The 20,495-nt window shown below is 43.9% G+C and carries 20 protein-coding genes and 3 rRNA genes; 22 read left to right on the top strand and 1 reads right to left on the bottom strand.

Translation table 11 applies throughout. From position 1 onward, the window contains the following. Positions 1 to 42: 42 nt before the first annotated feature. The 13 genes from AC3IPL_RS10435 to rsmI all read left to right on the top strand — a co-directional run bounded on the left by AC3IPL_RS10435 (position 43) and on the right by rsmI (position 12,535). Complete coding sequence (locus tag AC3IPL_RS10435; RefSeq protein ID WP_489240970.1) at positions 43 to 891, top strand: patatin-like phospholipase family protein; 849 nt, start codon at positions 43 to 45, stop codon at positions 889 to 891. Positions 892 to 1,264: 373 nt separating this feature from the next. Further along, a 16S ribosomal RNA gene (locus tag AC3IPL_RS10430) occupies positions 1,265 to 2,817 on the top strand. Positions 2,818 to 3,036: 219 nt separating this feature from the next. Next, positions 3,037 to 5,961, top strand: a 23S ribosomal RNA gene (locus AC3IPL_RS10425). Between the two features lie 76 nt (positions 5,962 to 6,037). Then, positions 6,038 to 6,152, top strand: a 5S ribosomal RNA gene (rrf, locus tag AC3IPL_RS10420). The 16S, 23S and 5S rRNA genes sit together here, the layout of an rRNA operon. A gap of 135 nt (positions 6,153 to 6,287) precedes the next feature. Continuing rightward, positions 6,288 to 7,619, top strand: coding sequence for an Orn/Lys/Arg family decarboxylase (locus AC3IPL_RS10415; protein WP_489240969.1), 1,332 nt, complete (start codon positions 6,288 to 6,290; stop codon positions 7,617 to 7,619). An 8-nt stretch (positions 7,620 to 7,627) separates the two neighbouring features. Continuing rightward, positions 7,628 to 8,242, top strand: a complete 615-nt coding sequence (gene tmk / locus AC3IPL_RS10410; protein ID WP_346869242.1) for a dTMP kinase — start codon at positions 7,628 to 7,630, stop codon at positions 8,240 to 8,242. A gap of 30 nt (positions 8,243 to 8,272) precedes the next feature. Beyond that, positions 8,273 to 8,602 carry a cyclic di-AMP receptor DarA gene (locus AC3IPL_RS10405; RefSeq protein WP_149459921.1) on the top strand — a complete coding sequence of 110 codons (330 nt, stop codon included), beginning with the start codon at positions 8,273 to 8,275 and terminating at the stop codon, positions 8,600 to 8,602. Between the two features lie 42 nt (positions 8,603 to 8,644). Further along, positions 8,645 to 9,568, top strand: a complete 924-nt coding sequence (locus tag AC3IPL_RS10400; RefSeq protein WP_346869241.1) for a hypothetical protein — start codon at positions 8,645 to 8,647, stop codon at positions 9,566 to 9,568. Further along, positions 9,569 to 10,366: a PSP1 domain-containing protein gene (locus AC3IPL_RS10395; RefSeq protein ID WP_346869240.1), complete on the top strand. Its 798-nt coding sequence runs from the start codon at positions 9,569 to 9,571 to the stop codon at positions 10,364 to 10,366. It abuts the gene before it with no gap. Positions 10,367 to 10,377: 11 nt separating this feature from the next. Then, entirely contained in the window at positions 10,378 to 10,698 is a 321-nt protein-coding gene (gene yabA, locus AC3IPL_RS10390) for a DNA replication initiation control protein YabA (protein WP_489240968.1), read from the top strand. 35 nt (positions 10,699 to 10,733) lie between these two features. Next, positions 10,734 to 11,459, top strand: a complete 726-nt coding sequence (locus tag AC3IPL_RS10385; protein WP_489240967.1) for a tRNA1(Val) (adenine(37)-N6)-methyltransferase — start codon at positions 10,734 to 10,736, stop codon at positions 11,457 to 11,459. Further along, positions 11,452 to 11,745, top strand: coding sequence for a GIY-YIG nuclease family protein (locus tag AC3IPL_RS10380; RefSeq protein WP_346869237.1), 294 nt, complete (start codon positions 11,452 to 11,454; stop codon positions 11,743 to 11,745). The genes AC3IPL_RS10385 and AC3IPL_RS10380 overlap by 8 nt, the downstream gene beginning before the upstream one ends. Then, entirely contained in the window at positions 11,702 to 12,535 is an 834-nt protein-coding gene (gene rsmI / locus AC3IPL_RS10375) for a 16S rRNA (cytidine(1402)-2'-O)-methyltransferase (protein ID WP_489240966.1), read from the top strand. The genes AC3IPL_RS10380 and rsmI overlap by 44 nt, the downstream gene beginning before the upstream one ends. A gap of 33 nt (positions 12,536 to 12,568) precedes the next feature. Here rsmI and abrB read toward each other — a convergent pair whose 3' ends face one another. Further along, positions 12,569 to 12,853: a transition state genes transcriptional regulator AbrB gene (gene abrB / locus AC3IPL_RS10370; protein ID WP_346869235.1), complete on the bottom strand. Its 285-nt coding sequence runs from the start codon at positions 12,851 to 12,853 to the stop codon at positions 12,569 to 12,571. Positions 12,854 to 13,115: 262 nt separating this feature from the next. Here abrB and metG point away from each other — a divergent pair, with 262 nt between their 5' ends. From metG to spoVG, 9 genes are all read left to right on the top strand, one after another. Next, the gene (gene metG / locus AC3IPL_RS10365) at positions 13,116 to 15,077 is read left to right on the top strand and encodes a methionine--tRNA ligase (RefSeq protein ID WP_489240965.1); all 1,962 of its coding nucleotides are present in this window, start codon (positions 13,116 to 13,118) and stop codon (positions 15,075 to 15,077) included. Between the two features lie 10 nt (positions 15,078 to 15,087). Beyond that, positions 15,088 to 15,855, top strand: coding sequence for a TatD family hydrolase (locus AC3IPL_RS10360; protein WP_489240964.1), 768 nt, complete (start codon positions 15,088 to 15,090; stop codon positions 15,853 to 15,855). Between the two features lie 114 nt (positions 15,856 to 15,969). Continuing rightward, positions 15,970 to 16,509: a ribonuclease M5 gene (rnmV, locus tag AC3IPL_RS10355; protein ID WP_489240963.1), complete on the top strand. Its 540-nt coding sequence runs from the start codon at positions 15,970 to 15,972 to the stop codon at positions 16,507 to 16,509. A 1-nt stretch (position 16,510) separates the two neighbouring features. Further along, positions 16,511 to 17,401: a 16S rRNA (adenine(1518)-N(6)/adenine(1519)-N(6))-dimethyltransferase RsmA gene (rsmA, locus tag AC3IPL_RS10350; protein WP_489240962.1), complete on the top strand. Its 891-nt coding sequence runs from the start codon at positions 16,511 to 16,513 to the stop codon at positions 17,399 to 17,401. Between the two features lie 99 nt (positions 17,402 to 17,500). Next, positions 17,501 to 17,764, top strand: coding sequence for a biofilm formation stimulator Veg (veg, locus tag AC3IPL_RS10345; protein ID WP_133444403.1), 264 nt, complete (start codon positions 17,501 to 17,503; stop codon positions 17,762 to 17,764). Between the two features lie 118 nt (positions 17,765 to 17,882). Continuing rightward, positions 17,883 to 18,734 (top strand): 4-(cytidine 5'-diphospho)-2-C-methyl-D-erythritol kinase, encoded by an 852-nt coding sequence (gene ispE, locus AC3IPL_RS10340; protein ID WP_489240961.1) that lies wholly within the window; start codon positions 17,883 to 17,885, stop codon positions 18,732 to 18,734. Positions 18,735 to 18,796: 62 nt separating this feature from the next. Next, complete coding sequence (gene purR, locus AC3IPL_RS10335) at positions 18,797 to 19,621, top strand: pur operon repressor (RefSeq protein WP_489240960.1); 825 nt, start codon at positions 18,797 to 18,799, stop codon at positions 19,619 to 19,621. A gap of 13 nt (positions 19,622 to 19,634) precedes the next feature. Next, positions 19,635 to 20,009: a RidA family protein gene (locus AC3IPL_RS10330; protein ID WP_489240959.1), complete on the top strand. Its 375-nt coding sequence runs from the start codon at positions 19,635 to 19,637 to the stop codon at positions 20,007 to 20,009. 42 nt (positions 20,010 to 20,051) lie between these two features. Further along, the gene (gene spoVG / locus AC3IPL_RS10325) at positions 20,052 to 20,444 is read left to right on the top strand and encodes a septation regulator SpoVG (RefSeq protein ID WP_489240958.1); all 393 of its coding nucleotides are present in this window, start codon (positions 20,052 to 20,054) and stop codon (positions 20,442 to 20,444) included. Positions 20,445 to 20,495 lie beyond the last annotated feature (51 nt).

Genomic DNA, 20,495 nt, shown 5'->3' with positions numbered 1-20,495 from the left:
TTGACATTTGTTATAATATGGAATAGCTGAAGGAGTGAGAGAATGGATAAAATAGGATTGGTGTTAGAAGGAGGAGGTATGCGCGGAATCTATACCGCAGGCGTCCTCGATTTATTTTTAGATAAAGGTATTCATTTTGACTATATTATCGGTGTTTCAGCAGGAGCTAATATGGCTGCTTCTTATTTATCTATGCAGCGCGGGCGCAATAGACAAGTCAGTCTGGACTTTTTAAATGATCAGCGCTATTTATCTATGAAGAATTTCGTGAAGAACCGGGAAATGTTCGGTATGGATTTTATTTTTGAAGAGATACCGAATAAGCTCGTGCCATTTAACATGGAAAACTTCCTACTATATGAAGGAGAATACGTAGTTGCCTGTACCAACTGTGAAACAGGAGAGACAGAATACTTTGATAAAACCTATTTAACGAAAGATTTATTGAAGATACTTCGTGCCTCGAGTTCTCTTCCGTTCATGGCACCTATTGTTGATTACGAAGGTAAGAAATTACTTGATGGCGGCGTTACAGATCCTATTCCGCTTCGAAAAGCGCAGGCAGATGGAATAGCAAAAAATGTGGTCGTGCTGACACGCCCGAAAGGCTATGTCAAAAAATCAGGACGTCTAGCAAAGTGGTTCAAAGTGAAAGGCTATCCCAAAGTGGATGAAGCGATGCGCAGACGACCTGCTCGATATAATGAAACATTATATTATGTCAATCAACAGGAAGAAGAGGGAAATGTTGTTGTCATTCGTCCTTCAGCCGATTTAAAAGTAGATCGCCTGGAGAAAGATAAAGTGAAACTCGATGGGATGTATCACATGGGTTATAAGGATGCAGAAAATGCTCTAGCTAAAATAGCTGATTTAAGACTTTCAAACTAATTGCTGAAAGTGTAAATTTTATGCTTGTAGAACAGCTTGCAAGCCTGTATAGTTATATCTTGTCCGGCAGAGATAACAATAACTCGAAAAAAGATTTCAAAAAAAGAGTTGACTTGTACTTTGCATAAGAGTATAATTAAATCTTGTCCGGCAGAGATATAACAATACATGAACCACTTGATTTTAAAAAAACTTTTAAAAAAGAGTTGACTTTCAAAATGAAAGAGTGTATAGTTAAATCTTGTGAGACGAAAAATGAACATTGAAAACTGAATGACAATATGTCAACGTTAATTCCAATAATTTGAGTACTTTAAGTACTTGCTGAAGAGTGATTGGCTCAACCAATCAAAGAGCTTTTATCAAACAAACTATTATGGAGAGTTTGATCCTGGCTCAGGATGAACGCTGGCGGCGTGCCTAATACATGCAAGTCGAGCGGACAGACGAGGTGCTTGCACCTCTGAAGTCAGCGGCGGACGGGTGAGTAACACGTGGGTAACCTACCTATAAGACTGGGATAACTTCGGGAAACCGGAGCTAATACCGGATAATATGTTTCACCTCATGGTGAAACAGTGAAAGACGGTTTCGGCTGTCACTTATAGATGGACCCGCGGCGCATTAGCTAGTTGGTGAGGTAACGGCTCACCAAGGCGACGATGCGTAGCCGACCTGAGAGGGTGATCGGCCACACTGGGACTGAGACACGGCCCAGACTCCTACGGGAGGCAGCAGTAGGGAATCTTCCGCAATGGACGAAAGTCTGACGGAGCAACGCCGCGTGAGTGAAGAAGGTTTTCGGATCGTAAAACTCTGTTGTAAGGGAAGAACAAGTACGTTAGTAACTGAACGTACCTTGACGGTACCTTACCAGAAAGCCACGGCTAACTACGTGCCAGCAGCCGCGGTAATACGTAGGTGGCAAGCGTTATCCGGAATTATTGGGCGTAAAGCGCGCGTAGGCGGTCTCTTAAGTCTGATGTGAAAGCCCCCGGCTCAACCGGGGAGGGTCATTGGAAACTGGGAGACTTGAGTGCAGAAGAGGAGAGTGGAATTCCATGTGTAGCGGTGAAATGCGCAGAGATATGGAGGAACACCAGTGGCGAAGGCGGCTCTCTGGTCTGTAACTGACGCTGAGGTGCGAAAGCGTGGGGATCAAACAGGATTAGATACCCTGGTAGTCCACGCCGTAAACGATGAGTGCTAAGTGTTGGGGGGTTTCCGCCCCTCAGTGCTGCAGCTAACGCATTAAGCACTCCGCCTGGGGAGTACGGTCGCAAGACTGAAACTCAAAGGAATTGACGGGGACCCGCACAAGCGGTGGAGCATGTGGTTTAATTCGAAGCAACGCGAAGAACCTTACCAAATCTTGACATCCTCTGACAACTCTGGAGACAGAGCGTTCCCCTTCGGGGGACAGAGTGACAGGTGGTGCATGGTTGTCGTCAGCTCGTGTCGTGAGATGTTGGGTTAAGTCCCGCAACGAGCGCAACCCTTATCTTTAGTTGCCATCATTCAGTTGGGCACTCTAGAGAGACTGCCGGTGACAAACCGGAGGAAGGTGGGGATGACGTCAAATCATCATGCCCCTTATGATTTGGGCTACACACGTGCTACAATGGATGGTACAAAGGGCAGCAAAACCGCGAGGTCAAGCAAATCCCATAAAACCATTCTCAGTTCGGATTGTAGTCTGCAACTCGACTACATGAAGCTGGAATCGCTAGTAATCGTAGATCAGCATGCTACGGTGAATACGTTCCCGGGTCTTGTACACACCGCCCGTCACACCACGAGAGTTTGTAACACCCGAAGCCGGTGGAGTAACCTTTTAGGAGCTAGCCGTCGAAGGTGGGACAGATGATTGGGGTGAAGTCGTAACAAGGTAGCCGTATCGGAAGGTGCGGCTGGATCACCTCCTTTCTAAGGATTATACGGAAAAGGAATCCATGAGATTCCTTCGGAATTGACGCTGACATATTGTATTCAGTTTTGAATGTTTATACATTCAGAATGTACCTTGAAAACTAGATAAGCAATGAAGAAGAAAAAGATTTTACCAAGCAATACCGAGTGAGTTCATTTTATGAATTCTTGAAATCGCGCGTCTGCATTCATGCAGACATCACATTATTAATAACAGATTAAGTTATTAAGGGCGCACGGTGGATGCCTTGGCACTAGAAGCCGATGAAGGACGTTACTAACGACGATATGCTCTGGGGAGCTGTAAGTAAGCTTTGATCCAGAGATTTCCGAATGGGGAAACCCAGCATGAGTCATGTCATGTTATCCATATGTGAATACATAGCATATGAGAAGGCACACCCGGAGAACTGAAACATCTAAGTACCCGGAGGAAGAGAAAGAAAACTCGATTCCCTGAGTAGCGGCGAGCGAAACGGGAAGAGCCCAAACCAGAGTGCTTGCACTCTGGGGTTGTAGGACACTCAATACGGAGTTACAAAGGAACAGTTTAGACGAATGATTTTGGAACAATCAACCAGAGAAGGTAAAGGTCCTGTAGTCGAAAAACTGTCCCCTCCTGAGTGGATCCTGAGTACGGCGGAACACGTGGAATTCCGTCGGAATCCGGGAGGACCATCTCCCAAGGCTAAATACTCTCTAGTGACCGATAGTGAACCAGTACCGTGAGGGAAAGGTGAAAAGCACCCCGGAAGGGGAGTGAAATAGAACCTGAAACCGTGTGCTTACAAGTAGTCAGAGCCCGTTAATGGGTGATGGCGTGCCTTTTGTAGAATGATCCGGCGAGTTACGATTTGATGCAAGGTTAAGCAGTGAATGCGGAGCCGCAGCGAAAGCGAGTCTGAACAGGGCGAATGAGTATCAGGTCGTAGACCCGAAACCAGGTGATCTACCCATGTCCAGGTTGAAGTTCAGGTAACACTGAATGGAGGACCGAACCGACTTACGTTGAAAAGTGAGCGGATGAGGTGTGGGTAGCGGAGAAATTCCAATCGAACCTGGAGATAGCTGGTTCTCTCCGAAATAGCTTTAGGGCTAGCCTCGCATGATGATTACTGGAGGTAGAGCACTGTTTGGACTAGGGGCCCCCCTCGGGTTACCGAATTCAGACAAACTCCGAATGCCAGATAATTTAATGCGGGAGTCAGACTGCGGGTGATAAGGTCCGTAGTCGAGAGGGAAACAGCCCAGACCACCAGCTAAGGTCCCAAAATATATGTTAAGTGGAAAAGGATGTGGCGTTGCCCAGACAACTAGGATGTTGGCTTAGAAGCAGCCATCATTTAAAGAGTGCGTAATAGCTCACTAGTCGAGTGACGCTGCGCCGAAAATGTACCGGGGCTAAACATATTACCGAAGCTGTGGATTGTCCTTACGGACAATGGTAGGAGAGCGTTCCAAGGGCGTCGAAGCATGACCGCAAGGACATGTGGAGCGCTTGGAAGTGAGAATGCCGGAGTGAGTAGCGAAAGACGGGTGAGAATCCCGTCCACCGATTGACTAAGGTTTCCAGAGGAAGGCTCGTCCGCTCTGGGTTAGTCGGGACCTAAGCCGAGGCCGACAGGCGTAGGCGATGGATAACAGGTAGATATTCCTGTACCACCTAAGATTGTTTGAACGATGGGGGGACGCAGAAGGATAGGCGATCGTACTGTTGGTTATGTACGTCCAAGCATCAAGACTGAGCATCAGGCAAATCCGGTGCTCATCAAGGTTGAGATGTGACGGGGAGCGAAATTATAGTAGCGAAGTCGTTGATTTCACACTGCCAAGAAAAGCCTCTAGTTAGAAATTAGGTGCCCGTACCGCAAACCGACACAGGTAGTCAAGATGAGAATTCTAAGGTGAGCGAGCGAACTCTCGTTAAGGAACTCGGCAAAATGACCCCGTAACTTCGGGAGAAGGGGTGCTTTTTAGGGTGCAAGCCCTGAAGAGCCGCAGTGAATAGGCCCAAGCGACTGTTTATCAAAAACACAGGTCTCTGCAAAACCGTAAGGTGACGTATAGGGGCTGACGCCTGCCCGGTGCTGGAAGGTTAAAAGGAGTGGTTAGCATCTGCGAAGCTACGAATTGAAGCCCCAGTAAACGGCGGCCGTAACTATAACGGTCCTAAGGTAGCGAAATTCCTTGTCGGGTAAGTTCCGACCCGCACGAAAGGCGTAACGATTTGGGCACTGTCTCAACGAGAGACTCGGTGAAATCATAGTACCTGTGAAGATGCAGGTTACCCGCGACAGGACGGAAAGACCCCGTGGAGCTTTACTGCAGCCTGATATTGAAATTCGGCACAGCTTGTACAGGATAGGTAGGAGCCTTTGAAGCGTGAGCGCCAGCTTACGTGGAGGCGCTGGTGGGATACTACCCTGGCTGTGTTGACTTTCTAACCCGCACCACTTATCGTGGTGGGAGACAGTGTCAGGCGGGCAGTTTGACTGGGGCGGTCGCCTCCTAAAGAGTAACGGAGGCGCTCAAAGGTTCCCTCAGAATGGTTGGAAATCATTCGCAGAGTGTAAAGGCACAAGGGAGCTTGACTGCGAGACCTACAAGTCGAGCAGGGTCGAAAGACGGACTTAGTGATCCGGTGGTTCCGCATGGAAGGGCCATCGCTCAACGGATAAAAGCTACCCCGGGGATAACAGGCTTATCTCCCCCAAGAGTTCACATCGACGGGGAGGTTTGGCACCTCGATGTCGGCTCATCGCATCCTGGGGCTGTAGTCGGTCCCAAGGGTTGGGCTGTTCGCCCATTAAAGCGGTACGCGAGCTGGGTTCAGAACGTCGTGAGACAGTTCGGTCCCTATCCGTCGTGGGCGTAGGAAATTTGAGAGGAGCTGTCCTTAGTACGAGAGGACCGGGATGGACATACCTCTGGTGTACCAGTTGTCGCGCCAGCGGCATAGCTGGGTAGCTATGTATGGACGGGATAAGTGCTGAAAGCATCTAAGCATGAAGCCCCCCTCAAGATGAGATTTCCCAACTTCGGTTATAAGATCCCTCAAAGATGATGAGGTCAATAGGTTCGAGGTGGAAGCACAGTGATGTGTGGAGCTGACGAATACTAATCGATCGAAGACTTAATCAATTTTATAGATTATCGGCATTGCCGGTTGAATCTCTTCTTCATGCCTATCTAGTTTTGAGGGTATATTCCCCGTCTGTCTGGTGACGATGGCAGAGAGGTCACACCTGTTCCCATACCGAACACAGAAGTTAAGCTCTCTAGCGCCGATGGTAGTTGGACTGACGTCCCGTGAGAGTAGGACGTTGCCGGGCAGAAATATGATGCGATGAGCCGCACTCGAGACCGTTCAGGTCTCTTTTTTTTGCGTTCTTCTGCCTTGAGAATACAGGAATCACAACCTTATCATCTGGTATACTAAAACTACTTTCTTAAGGGAGGATGATGTTATGAATCCTATTACCACTCAGCTCAATTACTATGCAAGTCGTGCCATTTCACTTCATGTACCTGGGCACCATAATGGTACGATCGGCAATCTTGATATAAAGCTTTCTTATGATATGACTGAAATTACTGGACTTGATGACTATCATCATGCTGAAACAATCATAGCTGATAGTGAACGATTATTGACGAGACATTCAGACTATCAATCCCGTTATTTAGTCAATGGAACGACAACTGGACTATTATCAGTTCTGCAAAGCGTCAAATCCTCATCAGTTGCAGTGATGCGAAATGTACACAAATCTGTTTTCAATGGTTTGACTATGGCCGGCTTAAAGGCTTATATTCTACCGACAACTGTATCAACAGTGTCACAGCAATATGCAGGTATAGATTTTTCTATGATTAATAAAAAAGATCTGGAAGAGGTCACACTTGCTGTACTGACCTATCCTAATTACTTTGGTGAGACGTATGACATCAAGGCAGCTATTGAATTCTTTCATGATTGTGACATTGAAGTACTCGTTGATGAAGCGCACGGGGCACATTTTGATATTGCTGCCGATTTTCCTGTTTCTTCGATTCATTACGGAGCGGATTATGTTGTTCAGTCGTATCACAAAACACTTCCTGCACTGACGATGGGTTCAGTGATTCACATTCACCATCAAGCATCGCTGAAAAATAACATACGTCGCTATTTATCGTTTCTTCAGACGTCCAGTCCATCCTACCTTGTATTATCAAGCTTGGAACAGGCGCATGCGTTTTACGTCAATTATGATGCAGCGAATTTCTGGCAGAAGCGCAGTATACTCATACAACAGTTAAGCCATCAAGTTGACGTAGTGGAGATGGATGACCCTCTTAAATTGATGATTAGAAAAGATGGTTATTCAGGAACAGCACTCCAGACTCTTCTAGAGAAACAGTTCATCTATACCGAACTTGCCACGTTATCTGAAGTACTGTTAGTGCTGCCGTTATGGCATGAAGGAGACCATTTTCCGATGGATAGACTGCTGACAGCAATTAAAAAAACGGATGTGACCGATATACCAGCTAATAATATGATTCAAGCAAAAAATACACTCCCTACTTCTCCTGGATATTTCAATCCTGTGGAAGGTGAGGAACGCATTGTATCTCTCGTAGAAGGTATCGGCTATTACACGGCGCAGTCACTGATACCGTATCCTCCTGGTATTCCTTTCGTTGTAGCTGGAGAAAGATTGACTGAAGGTCATGTCACAGTACTTCAAAAATACATAGGCCAGGGGATTCGTATTCATGGTATGATTGATGGGAAGATAACGATAGTTGAGTGAGGGATAGTATGAGTTTGTTTATCACATTTGAAGGGCCGGAGGGATCCGGTAAATCGACGGTTATGTCAGCAGTTGCTGAACGGCTTAGTGAACGCTGCGAGATTGTCACCACACGTGAGCCAGGCGGTATAAAAATTAGCGAGGCTATTCGAGAATTACTGCTGCATGATCAAAATGATATGGATTACCGCACAGAGGCACTGCTGTTCGCTGCAAGCAGAAGACAGCATCTAGTTGAAAAAGTACTGCCGGCGCTTGCTGCAGGGAAATTAGTGCTATGCGACCGGTTTATTGACAGCTCCCTTGCTTACCAAGGATATGCCCGTGGAATCGGTAAAGAAGATATTTTAACAATCAATGACTTTGCTATAGAATCTCATTATCCAGATTTGACACTTTACCTGCGTGTTGACGCTGAAGTCGGTCTCAGCAGGATTGCTGATAACGCACGGGAAACTAACCGTCTGGATAAAGAGACGCTTGAATTTCACAAGCGCGTCTGTGCCGGCTATGATCAACTAGCGGAAGATTACCCGGACCGCATTCATGTAGTCGATGCTTCGCAAGCCCTTGAAGAAGTGATTGAAACGGTCTATAATATCATCATCAAAAAATTAAAATAGTTATGTTATAATGTGACTGAGGTGTTTACTATGAAAATGGTTATTGCAATTGTCCAGGACCAGGACAGCCAGAATTTAATGAGTCAGTTAACAAAGCATGATTTCAGAACGACGAAACTTGCAACAACAGGTGGATTTTTACGTGCAGGAAATACAACTTTTCTGACAGGTGTTGAAGACGAGCGTGTCCAGGAGCTGTTATCGTTAATCAATAACACTTGCCGCAACCGTGATCAGCTAGTTTCTCCGGTAACACCAATGAGTGGTAACGTGGATAATTATATTCCTTATCCAGTGGAAGTAGAAGTTGGCGGAGCAACTGTTTTTGTTATGCCGATTGAACAATTTCATCAATTTTAACGAGCTGCAGCTATGCAGCTTTTTCAATATAACGGAGGACTTATGAACAGACAACTCCAGCAATTAGTAACAGCCAATAAATTATCACATGCTTATTTGATGGAAGGCACTCAGCGTACGGCCCTGAAAGAAGAAGCTATCCAGTTTGCGGCTCATATATTAGCGGCAGATGACACAGCACGTTCCCGCGTATTCAGTCATAACCACTCAGATTTCTACTGGCTGGAGACAGATGAGCAGTCGATTAAGAAGGAAATGATTGAAGAACTGCTGCACCGGATGAATCAGAAGCCGGTGGAGGGCGATTATAAAGTATATGTTATCGTTGATTTCGATAAAGTGACGGTACAAGGTGAGAATTCTATTCTGAAATTTCTTGAAGAGCCGCCGCCGAATACGGTCGCTTTGCTCTTGACGACTAAATCGGGCGAAATTCTGCCGACTATCCATTCGAGATGCCAGCATATTTCTGTGTCTGCACCATCGGATGATACACTCCGTACAGCGTTGATAAACGGCGGAATTAGCGAAGCTCAGGCTGCCACATTGGTCGCATTGTCATTTGGTGAGGAAGAAGCAAATGACTGGATGGAAGAAAAAGAGTTCACGCAACTGCGCACAGCCATGTTAAAATGGGCAGATATGATGATGACTGACAGCACGATGGGGCTCGTCCAAATTGTCGACCTGCTGCAGATTGTATCAGACCGCGAACAACAGTTGCTGGCACTCGACATGCTCCAGCTGTATTTTCAGGATATGATATATATCAAACTGAACAATCATCATTTGAGTTTTCCGGACCATCAGCCGAAACTGGAAACATTGGCACGCCATAGATCATTGTCCGAATGCGTTAAGTGGATTGATGTCGTCCTGCTCGGCAAAAGAAACTTATTACAGTACGTCAGCCCAATGCTGGTGTTTGAACATATAGCGATTCAAATCGCAAAAGAGGTGAAATAAGTGATAGAAATCATCGGTATTAAATATCACAGAGCAGATAAAACAGAATATTTCGTACCTAATGGGGAGACTTATCAATTAAATGATTACGTAGTCGTTGAATCGAAACGAGGGCAGGAACTGGCTCGTGTCGTCATCGGTAATCGACAGGTCGAGGAAACAGACGTCGTTCTGCCTGTACCTGCTATTAAACGTCGTGCGACACAGCAGGATATGCTGAAGTATGAATCGAACATGCAGGAAGCGGATGCAGCATTGAAACGCTGCAAAGCACTGGTAAAAAAGCATCAGCTCGAAATGTATTTAGTCAATGCTGTCTATACGCTTGATAAAGGTAAAATTATATTTAACTTTACAGCGAATGAACGGATAGACTTCAGAGAGCTGGTTAAGAGTCTGGCATATGAACTGAAAACACGTATTGAACTGCGTCAAATAGGTGTCAGAGATGAAGCGAAGATACTTGGTGGTATCGGCCCGTGTGGGCGCAGCTTGTGCTGTTCGACTTATTTAGGAGATTTCGAACCTGTTTCAATTAAGATGGCTAAAGATCAAAATTTATCACTCAACCCCTCAAAAATATCCGGTGCATGCGGCAGATTGATGTGCTGTCTGAAATATGAGAATGATTACTATGAAGAAACAAGAAAGAAACTCCCTGACATTGGTGATAAAATTGACACACCCGAAGGACCAGGAAAAGTCATCGCCCTCAATATTCTTGATGTGACGATGCAGGTGAAAATTCAGGGGATGGAACAGCCGCTTGAATATCATATCGATGAAATCAATGCTTAAGGAATGATAATGTGAATCGAGACGATTTATTGAACAAAATTATGGAACTGGAACAGCAGATGGATATGCTTCAGCAAGGGTTTGTTGAATTGAAACAGCAGACTGTCGATCTTGTCGAAGAGAATGTAGCGTTGAAGCTGGAGCGGGACAACATGCAGCGGATGATTCAGTCACAGAAGAATCAGCCTAAGAAAATGAAGTCGCTTCAAAGTAAGGATAACCTTGCGATGCTCTATGCTGAAGGGTTCCATATATGCAGAGGTGAACTGTTCGGTAAGCACCGCGGCGGTGGTGACTGCATGTTCTGCCTCAGCTTACTGGATTCGGATTAAAGGGGCAGCAATGCCTTTTTTTCTTGGAGGAACATATGCTTAAAGAGAACGAACGTTTAGACCAATTGATAAAAGAAAACTTACAAATCATCCAGAATGATGCGGTATTTTCATTCTCGACCGATGCACTGCTCCTTGGTCATTTCACGCCTAAACTCAACAAAGGCCGCGTCATGGACCTCTGTTCAGGAAACGGTATTATACCGCTCCTTCTTAGTCACGGCTCAAACTATACGATCGATGCAGTCGAAATACAGCCGCAGCTGGCAGATATGGCAAGGCGGACCGTTGAACGTAACGGCCTGTCTGACCGCATCACTGTATATGAGATGGATTTAAAGGAGTCGACGCGATTTATTCCGAGTCAATATGATATTGTCACTTGTAATCCGCCGTACTTCCGTGCAAACCAGTCATTCCGGCATCTGAAAGAAGCACATCAAATTGCGCGTCATGAAGTGATGTGTACACTCGATGACTGTACACACGCAGCACGCCATCTACTGAAGCAGGGTGGCAAACTCTATCTCGTTCATCGTGCGGATCGTCTCGTCGACTGCCTGGTCTCTATGCGTGCGGCAGACATTGAGCCGAAGAAACTGTGGCAGATTTATTCAAAGCCTGATAAACCGGCCGCTGTCACCGTTGTCATTGAAGGGATCAAAGGCGGTAAACCGGACTGTAAAGTAATGCCGCCGTTCTATATATATGATAATTCCGGTGTATATTCGCCCGAAATGAAAGAGGTATATTATGGCTGATCATTATATCTATATATTAACATGCAGTGACGGTACATTGTATACAGGGTACACAACAGACCTCGATAAGCGCTTGACAATGCACAACTCAGGGAAAGGTGCAAAATATACTAGAACGAGACGTCCCGTCAGCCGGGTCTATTCAGAACGTCATACGTCGAAGTCAGCAGCGATGCAGCGCGAATATGCGATTAAGCAGCTGACTAGACAACAAAAATTGCAAATGATCAAGGAGGCAGCACATGAGTACACTTTATCTAGTGGGAACACCCATCGGCAACCTTGAAGATATGACTTTCCGAGCGGTTCGTATACTGCAGGAAGTAGATGTCATTGCTTGTGAAGATACACGGGTAACGGGTAGATTGACGCATCATTATGAGATTAAGACACCACTTAAAAGTTATCATGAACATAATAAGGACAAGATGACAGAAGTACTTGTAGCGATGCTTAGAGAAAGGAAGTCTGTAGCTCTCGTTTCAGATGCAGGGCTTCCGCTCATCAGTGACCCCGGCTATGAACTGGTCAACGCTGTCAGAGATGCCGGCTTAACTGTTGTCACAGTGCCCGGGCCGAACGCCGCATTAACCGCGTTGATGACGAGCGGATTATCTTCTTATTCTTTTCTGTTCAATGGATTTCTGCCGCGTAAGGAATCTGACAAACATGCTAAGCTTGAGGAATTAATGCAGCAGCCGCATTCTATTCTGCTATATGAATCTCCTTACCGTGTGAAAGATACATTGACCACTATTGCGAAAATAGATGCGGAGCGGCGTGTAGCACTTGCAAGAGAGTTGACGAAGCGGTTTGAGCAGGTTGTAACAGCACCAGTCAAGGACCTGCTGGCTAAAATTGAGCATGACATCCCGTTAAAAGGTGAGTTCGTCATTGTCATTGATGGTCAGTACGAAGTTCATGTGGAGCAGTGGTGGGGTGATTTATCACTGAATGACCACGTGAATCACTATATCAGCGAAGGACAGTCATCAAAAGAGGCGATCAAACAAGTAGCTGTTGAGCGAGGACTGAAAAAAAGAGAAGTCTATGATAGTTTTCATATAGATGATTAAAGCCCCGGCGCTCTTGCGCCAGGGCTTGATATATTATTTTGCTGCTTTTTCTTTTTCTTCAATTTCTTTGATTAACTGTTCAGCGCCTTCTTTGCTAAGAACAAGTTTGCCGCCTGCTAATAAGTAGTTATCTTCAGAAACGTCACCAGTGACTGCACAAGTCATGCTTGGTTTATATTTCTTTAAAATAATTTTATCTGAATCAGTGTAAATCTCTAATGCATCTTTTTCAGCGATGTCTAAGATACGACGTAATTCAATCGGAATTACAACACGTCCCAATTCATCAACTTTTCTTACAATACCTGTTGATTTCATAACATTTATCCTCCAAAATAGTTAGTAATATTTTCTAATTCGACATATCAATAGACAAATTCGACATTTGACATAGTTAGAATATACTACCATAAATATACAATGTCAATAAGTTTGTTTGTATATTAAGTTTTGTAAAGATAGTGTAATATTTTATAATGATAGTTTAATATTAGATTTGTCGAATTTACATTTAAAGGATATTGAAATCCATGCCTTTTTTCTGTATATTTAAGTGATAGAACAATTGAGGAGGACTACGATGACAAACAAGACTTTTTACGTGACGACACCGATCTATTATCCAAGCGGTAAGCTGCATATTGGACATGCCTATTCCACTGTTGCAGCAGATACGATTGCCCGTTACAAGCGCCTGCAGGGATATGACGTCAGATATTTGACAGGTACAGATGAACACGGTCAGAAGATTCAGGAGAAGGCACAGGCAGCAGGTAAGCCTGAGATCGAATATTTGAATGAGATTATCGAGGATATTCAAGCGCTATGGACAAAATTAGAGATTTCCAATGATGATTTTATCCGTACGACTGAAGAGCGTCATAAAGTAGTCGTAGAAAAAATATTTGAACGTTTACTGGAGCAGGATGATATTTATCTTGGTGAGTACGAAGGATGGTATTCAGTTCCGGATGAAACTTATTATACAGAAACGCAGCTCGTTGATCCTATCTTTGAAGGCGATAAGATTGTCGGCGGAAAAAGCCCGGATTCCGGCCATCCAGTTGAGCTGGTTAAAGAAGAGAGTTATTTCTTCAAGTTAAGTAAATATGCTGACCGCCTTGTACAGTATTATGAAGATCATCCAGACTTCATTCAGCCTGTGTCAAGAAAAAATGAAATGCTGAATAACTTCATTAAGCCTGGACTGGAAGATCTTGCTGTGTCACGTACATCATTCGACTGGGGAATTAAAGTACCGTCCAATCCGAAGCATGTAGTCTATGTATGGATTGATGCACTGACTAACTACATCTCAGCACTCGGTTACTTGTCTGATGACGATGAATTATTCAGAAAGTACTGGCCGGCAGATGTACATATTATGGCGAAAGAGATTGTTCGTTTCCACACCATTATCTGGCCGGTTCTATTGATGGCACTTGATTTACCTCTGCCTAAAAAAGTATTTGCACATGGCTGGATATTGATGAAGGATGGTAAGATGAGTAAGTCTAAAGGAAATGTAGTAGACCCTCATATTTTAATTGACCGCTACGGCCTGGATGCAGTCCGTTATTATTTAATGAGAGAGTTACCATTTGGTTCTGACGGCGTATTTACACCTGAAGCGTTCATTGACCGCACTAACTTTGATCTGGCAAATGATTTAGGTAACTTAGTGAACCGTACAATTGCAATGATCAATAAATATTTTGACGGAAAACTTACAGGTTACAAAGGGCAGCTGCATGAGAAAGATGCTGAACTTGAAACACTTGCTGTTGAAACGAAAAAGCGTTACGACGAAGCAATGGAAGCACTGCAGTTCTCTGTTGCACTGCAGGAAGTATGGAAGCTCATCAGCCGTACTAATAAATATATCGATGAAACAACGCCATGGCTTCTTGCCAAAGATGACAGCCAGAAAGAGCTGCTTGAGAGTGTCATGTATCACCTGCTTGAAAGCATCCGTTTTGCCGCTGTATTACTTCGTCCTTTCCTGACAAAAGCACCGTACAAAATCTTCGAACAGATGAATTTGACAGATAGCGCACTGCAGGAGTACAGCAGTCTTGATACGTTCGGACAACTAGAGGCGAGTGAAGTGACCTCAACCCCTGCACCGATATTCCCGCGTCTTGAAGCAGAGAAAGAAGTGGCGTTCATCAAGAGTACGATGCAGCCACCTGCTGAGGAACCTGTGGAACAAGGAAAAGAAGAGATTACGATTGACGTTTTTGATCAAGTAGAACTCAAAGTAGCGACTATTATTGATGCAGACCATGTGAAGAAAGCGAAGAAATTACTGAAGATCCAAGTGGATTTAGGGAACGAGAAGCGTCAGATTGTTTCCGGTATCGCAGAATACTATAAACCTGAAGATCTCATCGGCAAAAAAGTCATCGTGGTTACTAATTTGAAACCGGTCAATTTACGCGGTGAACTGTCAGAAGGTATGGTTCTATCAGCAGAGAAGGACGGTCAGTTGACACTTGTAAGCGTACCGAGCAGTATTGATAATGGTTCAATCGTCAAATAGGGGTGATTCAATGTTAATTGATACACATGTTCATTTAAATGCAGAGCAATACGATGAAGATCTAAATGAAGTGATTGAACGGGCACAGGCAGCGGGTGTTGATCGAATGATGGTCGTCGGATTTGATGAGAAGACGATTAAGCGGACGATGACGCTGATTGATGAATACGACTTTGTCTATGGTGTGATCGGCTGGCATCCAGTTGATGCGATTGATTTCACAGATGACTATTATGCGTGGATTAAGGAACTTGCACAGCATCCTAAAATCGTTGCAATCGGTGAAATAGGGCTTGATTATCACTGGGACAAATCACCGAAAGAGATACAAAAAGAAGTCTTTAAACGTCAGATTGCGCTTGCTAAGGAGCTCAAACTGCCGATTGTCATCCATAACCGCGAAGCGACACAAGATGTAGTAGACATCCTGAAATCAGAAAATGCTGCTGAAGTCGGCGGGGTCATGCATAGTTTCAGTAGTTCTCCTGAAATATGTGATGAAGTATTGAAATTGAACTTCATTATTTCATTGGGAGGACCCGTAACATTTAAAAATGCTAAGCAGCCAAAAGAAGTAGCAGTCCATGTTCCACTCGATAAATTAATCGTTGAGACAGATGCACCGTATTTAACGCCGCATCCTTATCGAGGTAAGCGTAACGAACCAGCTTATGTCAGACTCGTGGCAGAGCAGATTGCAGAACTTAGAGGAATCACATACGAAGAACTTGCGGCGGCGACAACGGCTAATGCTGAGCGCTTATTCAACCTCAAATAAAATCATCAAAAAGGTCTGCCTTTAAAAGGCAGGCCGTTTTTTATTTGTTGTCTCACCGCATGATTGTAAGAGAAGAATGCCGACATTTGTGGTATAATAGCGCAGGTGATAATAATGAAGATAAATGAAATTGTAATCGTTGAAGGGAAGGACGATACAGTCCGGGTCAAGCAGGCGGTCGACTGCGATACGATTGAAACAAATGGTTCTGCTATTAACGAAACTACGTTACAGGCAATTGAACATGCTGCTGAGAAGCGGGGAGTGATTATTCTCACTGATCCCGATTACCCGGGAAATAAAATCAGAACAATCATTGAAAAGCGTGTACCATCTGCCAAGCAGGCGTTCGTCGATGCTCAAGTGGCCCGCAGTAAACGCGGTAAAATCGGCATCGAACATGCACCGCTGGACGCGATACGTGACGCGCTGACTAACGTCAGTACACCATTTGACAGTGATGTAGAGACAGTCTCAAAAGAACTGCTCGTAGACCTTGGACTGATTATGGGGCCGGGCGCCAGAGAACGACGAAGCAAAGTGTGCAATCATCTAAAACTGGGATACTGTAACGGTAAGCAGCTGTTCCACCGTTTAAATGCGTTCGGTGTGACTGAGGAAGATGTCATTGCAGCTTTGAAACATGGAGGATAATATGGAACACAAAGATATTGCAACACCTGCCCGCACGAAAATGCTGCTTAATAAACATGGTTTTTCTTTTAAGAAAAGTCTCGGACAGAACTTTTTGATCGATACGAATGTCATCAACAATATCATTACAGCGAGCGGTGTCTCAGAACAATCAGGTGTCATTGAAATTGGGCCGGGCATGGGTTCGTTGACAGAACAGCTGGCAAAACACGCCAAACGCGTGCTTGCTTTTGAAATTGACCAGCGGCTGATTCCTGTTCTGGATGATAGTCTCAGTGCCTATGATAACATTACCATCATCAATGAGGATATATTGAAAGCAGATGTTAAATCGGCCATAGAGGAACATCTGTCAGACTGCGAAGACATTATGGTAGTCGCTAATCTGCCGTACTATATTACAACACCGATATTAATGGGGCTGCTTGAGAAGCATCTCCCGATTACAAGCTATGTTGTGATGATGCAAAAAGAAGTGGGTGAACGATTAAGTGCTGCTCCTTCAACAAAGAGCTACGGCTCACTGTCTATTGCTGCACAATATTATACGACTGTCGAAAAAGTCATGGTCGTCCCTAAAGGTGTCTTTATGCCGCCGCCGAATGTCGATTCATTAGTTGTCAAACTGACTGTACGTGATCAGCCTGCTGTGACAGTCCACGATGAGTCACTGTTCTTTAAGTTGACACGTGGTGCTTTTGTGCAGCGACGTAAAACAATCTTAAATAATTACATGTCATTGATACAAAACAGTAAAGAACATAAAGAAGAAATTATCAGCTGGCTTGAGCAGTCACATATTGCGCCGTCACGCCGCGGTGAAAGCTTATCTCTTGAAGAATTTGCAGAATTATCAAATAATTTTAATGATTTTTCCAATCTTTCGATATAAATATGTTGACAACGCTTGATGTAGTTGATAAAATTGAAAATTTATTTGACAAAATACCATAAAAATGCTATAATTTCAACTATAGCGAGGTGGGTCAATATGCCAAAAACATTAATAGACATCAAAAAAATTCTTGATTGTCAGTTAGGAAATCGTATTGTACTTAGAGCTAATGGAGGCCGTAAAAAGTTGATTGAGCGCAGTGGTGTACTCAAAGAAACTTATCCATCAGTATTTATTGTAGAACTTGATCAGGATAAACATAATTTTGAGCGTGTGTCTTATACATACACTGATGTATTGACTGAAAATGTCCAGGTCACTTTTGTGAATGAAAATCAAGAAGAGTTTCTTGTTCAATAATCCAAGCAATTCAGCACAGTCCTAACGGGCTGTGCTTTTTCTTTGTGACAAATCATTATACCGGCACTTTACAAATTATGATAAACTTGTACTAATAATTTTTAAGTGAGGATAACTAATGATTTATGAAAATGCACCGGCAAAAATAAATTTAACGCTCGATACGTTGTATAAACGAGACGATGGCTATCATGAAGTTGAAATGATTATGACGACCGTTGATCTGAATGACCGTCTCTCTTTTGAAAAGCGGAAAGATCAGCGCATCGTACTGAAAATTGAGCATACGTATGTACCGAATGACCATAGAAATCTCGCTTACAAAGCAGCAAAACTAATGATGGACCGCTATGATATCAGTCAGGGTGTGACTATTACATTGGATAAGGCCATTCCGATTGCTGCAGGACTTGCTGGAGGATCCAGTGATGCAGCGGCAACGTTCCGCGGGATGAATCGTCTCTTTAACTTGAACCTGTCACTTGAAACACTGAGCAGCCTTGCAGCTGAAATTGGTTCGGACATTTCGTTTTGTGTTTATGGTAAGACCGCACTATGCAAAGGGCGCGGTGAACAGCTGACACACCTCCCTAAACCACCGGCGTCCTGGGTCGTTTTAGCAAAGCCGGATATCAGTGTATCGACAGCTGATGTATACGGTGCGTTAACGCTCGATGATCAGGCTGATGATATACCGACTCAGCAATGTATCAAAGCAATTGAAACAGGCGATTATCAGTTATTGACCAACAGTCTCGGTAATGACCTTGAAAAAGTAACGACTGAGATGCACCCGGTCATCAAAACACTGAAAGAAACGATGCTGAAAGGTGGTGCTGATGCTGCCCTGATGAGTGGCAGCGGACCGACCGTATACGGTTTGATGAGCAAGGAACGTCAGGCGAAGAGTGTCGTCAATGCACTAAAAGGCTGCTGTAAAGAAGTTTATATGGTGAGGTTGCTCGGTTAATATTGTAAAACCGAACATTTATGATATATTATATATATAATATGCGTAAATGAGGGCTTTATATGAAATTTAAAAGAAGTGAACGTATTGTCTATATGACAAGTTATTTACTGAGTCATCCTAATGAGCTGGTGCCGCTGACTTACTTCGTCCAGAAATTTGAACAGGCGAAGTCATCCATCAGTGAGGATATTCAAATCATCAAGGAGACTTTCCAAAAAGAAGAGATTGGTATCGTTACGACGACAGCTGGCGCAAGCGGCGGTGTCACTTTTATGCCGAAGATGTACAAAAGAGAAGCAGAGCAGCTGATTGATTATTTATGTGACATGCTCGAGGAAAAAGAACGTCTGCTGCCAGGCGGCTACTTATTCATGTCAGATTTAGTCGGTAATCCAAGACTTCTCGGCCAAGTGGGTGAACTGATCGCAACGATGTACATGAATCAGCAAGTAGACGCTGTAGTGACGATTGCTACAAAAGGAATCTCGCTGGCCAATGCGGTAGCTAATATTATGAATGTTCCGGTAGTTGTTATCCGTAAAGATAACAAAGTCACTGAAGGCTCAACAGTGTCTATCAACTATGTTTCTGGCTCATCAAGAAAAATCGAAACGATGGTACTATCAAAACGAACATTGCCGGAAGATTCCAATGTCTTAATTGTTGATGATTTCATGCGTGCCGGTGGTTCTATTACAGGAGTCATGAATTTGATGAGCGAGTTTAAAGCAAAAGTAATCGGGGTATCAGTACTTGTAGAATCGAAAGAGGTCAAACATCGCTTAATAGAAGATTATACTTCCTTAGTAAAGTTATCAGATGTAGATGAATATAATCAGTCATTCACAGTAGAAAAGGGCAATTGCCTGGAACGTTTTGAATAAAGGAGATATCAACATGAAGAGAGTATTTTCTGAACATGCACCTGAAGCCATTGGACCATATTGCCATGCAGTCGTTGTGAACAATATGGTATATACCAGCGGCCAGATTCCTTTGACATTAGAAGGCGAAATTGTTAGTGAAGATGTACGTGAACAGACAGAACAAGTTCTCATCAATCTTCAAGCTGTTCTTAAAGATAGTGGTGCATCACTGGATTCAGTTGTCAAAACCACTATATTTATTAGTGACATGAATGACTTCCCGATCATCAATGAAGCATATGGCACGTTTTTTACAGAGCATCTTCCAGCAAGAAGTTGTGTAGAAGTCAGCCGTCTACCAAAAGACGTTAAAGTTGAAATTGAGGCAGTAGCTCTAATCCATTAAGCGATATTGATGGTTTTACATACAGATAGGGGGCTTACTGAAGTGAAAGTTACAGACGTGAGATTAAGGAAAATAGACGCAGATGGCCGGATGAAAGCATTAGTATCTATCACGCTAGACGAAGCTTTTGTAATTCATGATTTACGAGTCATTGAAGGCAATTCAGGATTATTTGTTGCGATGCCGAGCAAACGGACGCCGGATGGAGAATTTCGTGATATCGCGCATCCTATTAACAGTGAGATGCGTCAGGAAATTCAACAAGCAGTCATGAAAGTATATGATGAGGCAGAAGTTGAAAGTAGACAGCCGGCAGCTACTGACGATGACCCTATTCAGACATTTGATCAGTCTCATGCAGCAACAAGCGAAGAAGTACCGGACTTAGTTGAGTCAGATTCCGAAACGACTGTTTCTGAAGATTTAAGACCTTAATGACAAAAACATCACTTGAAAAAGTGATGTTTTTTTGTTTTAAAAATAGTG

Source organism: Macrococcus sp. GL_134 (assembly GCF_057834705.1).
This window is presented reverse-complemented; position numbering and strand designations above follow the sequence as displayed.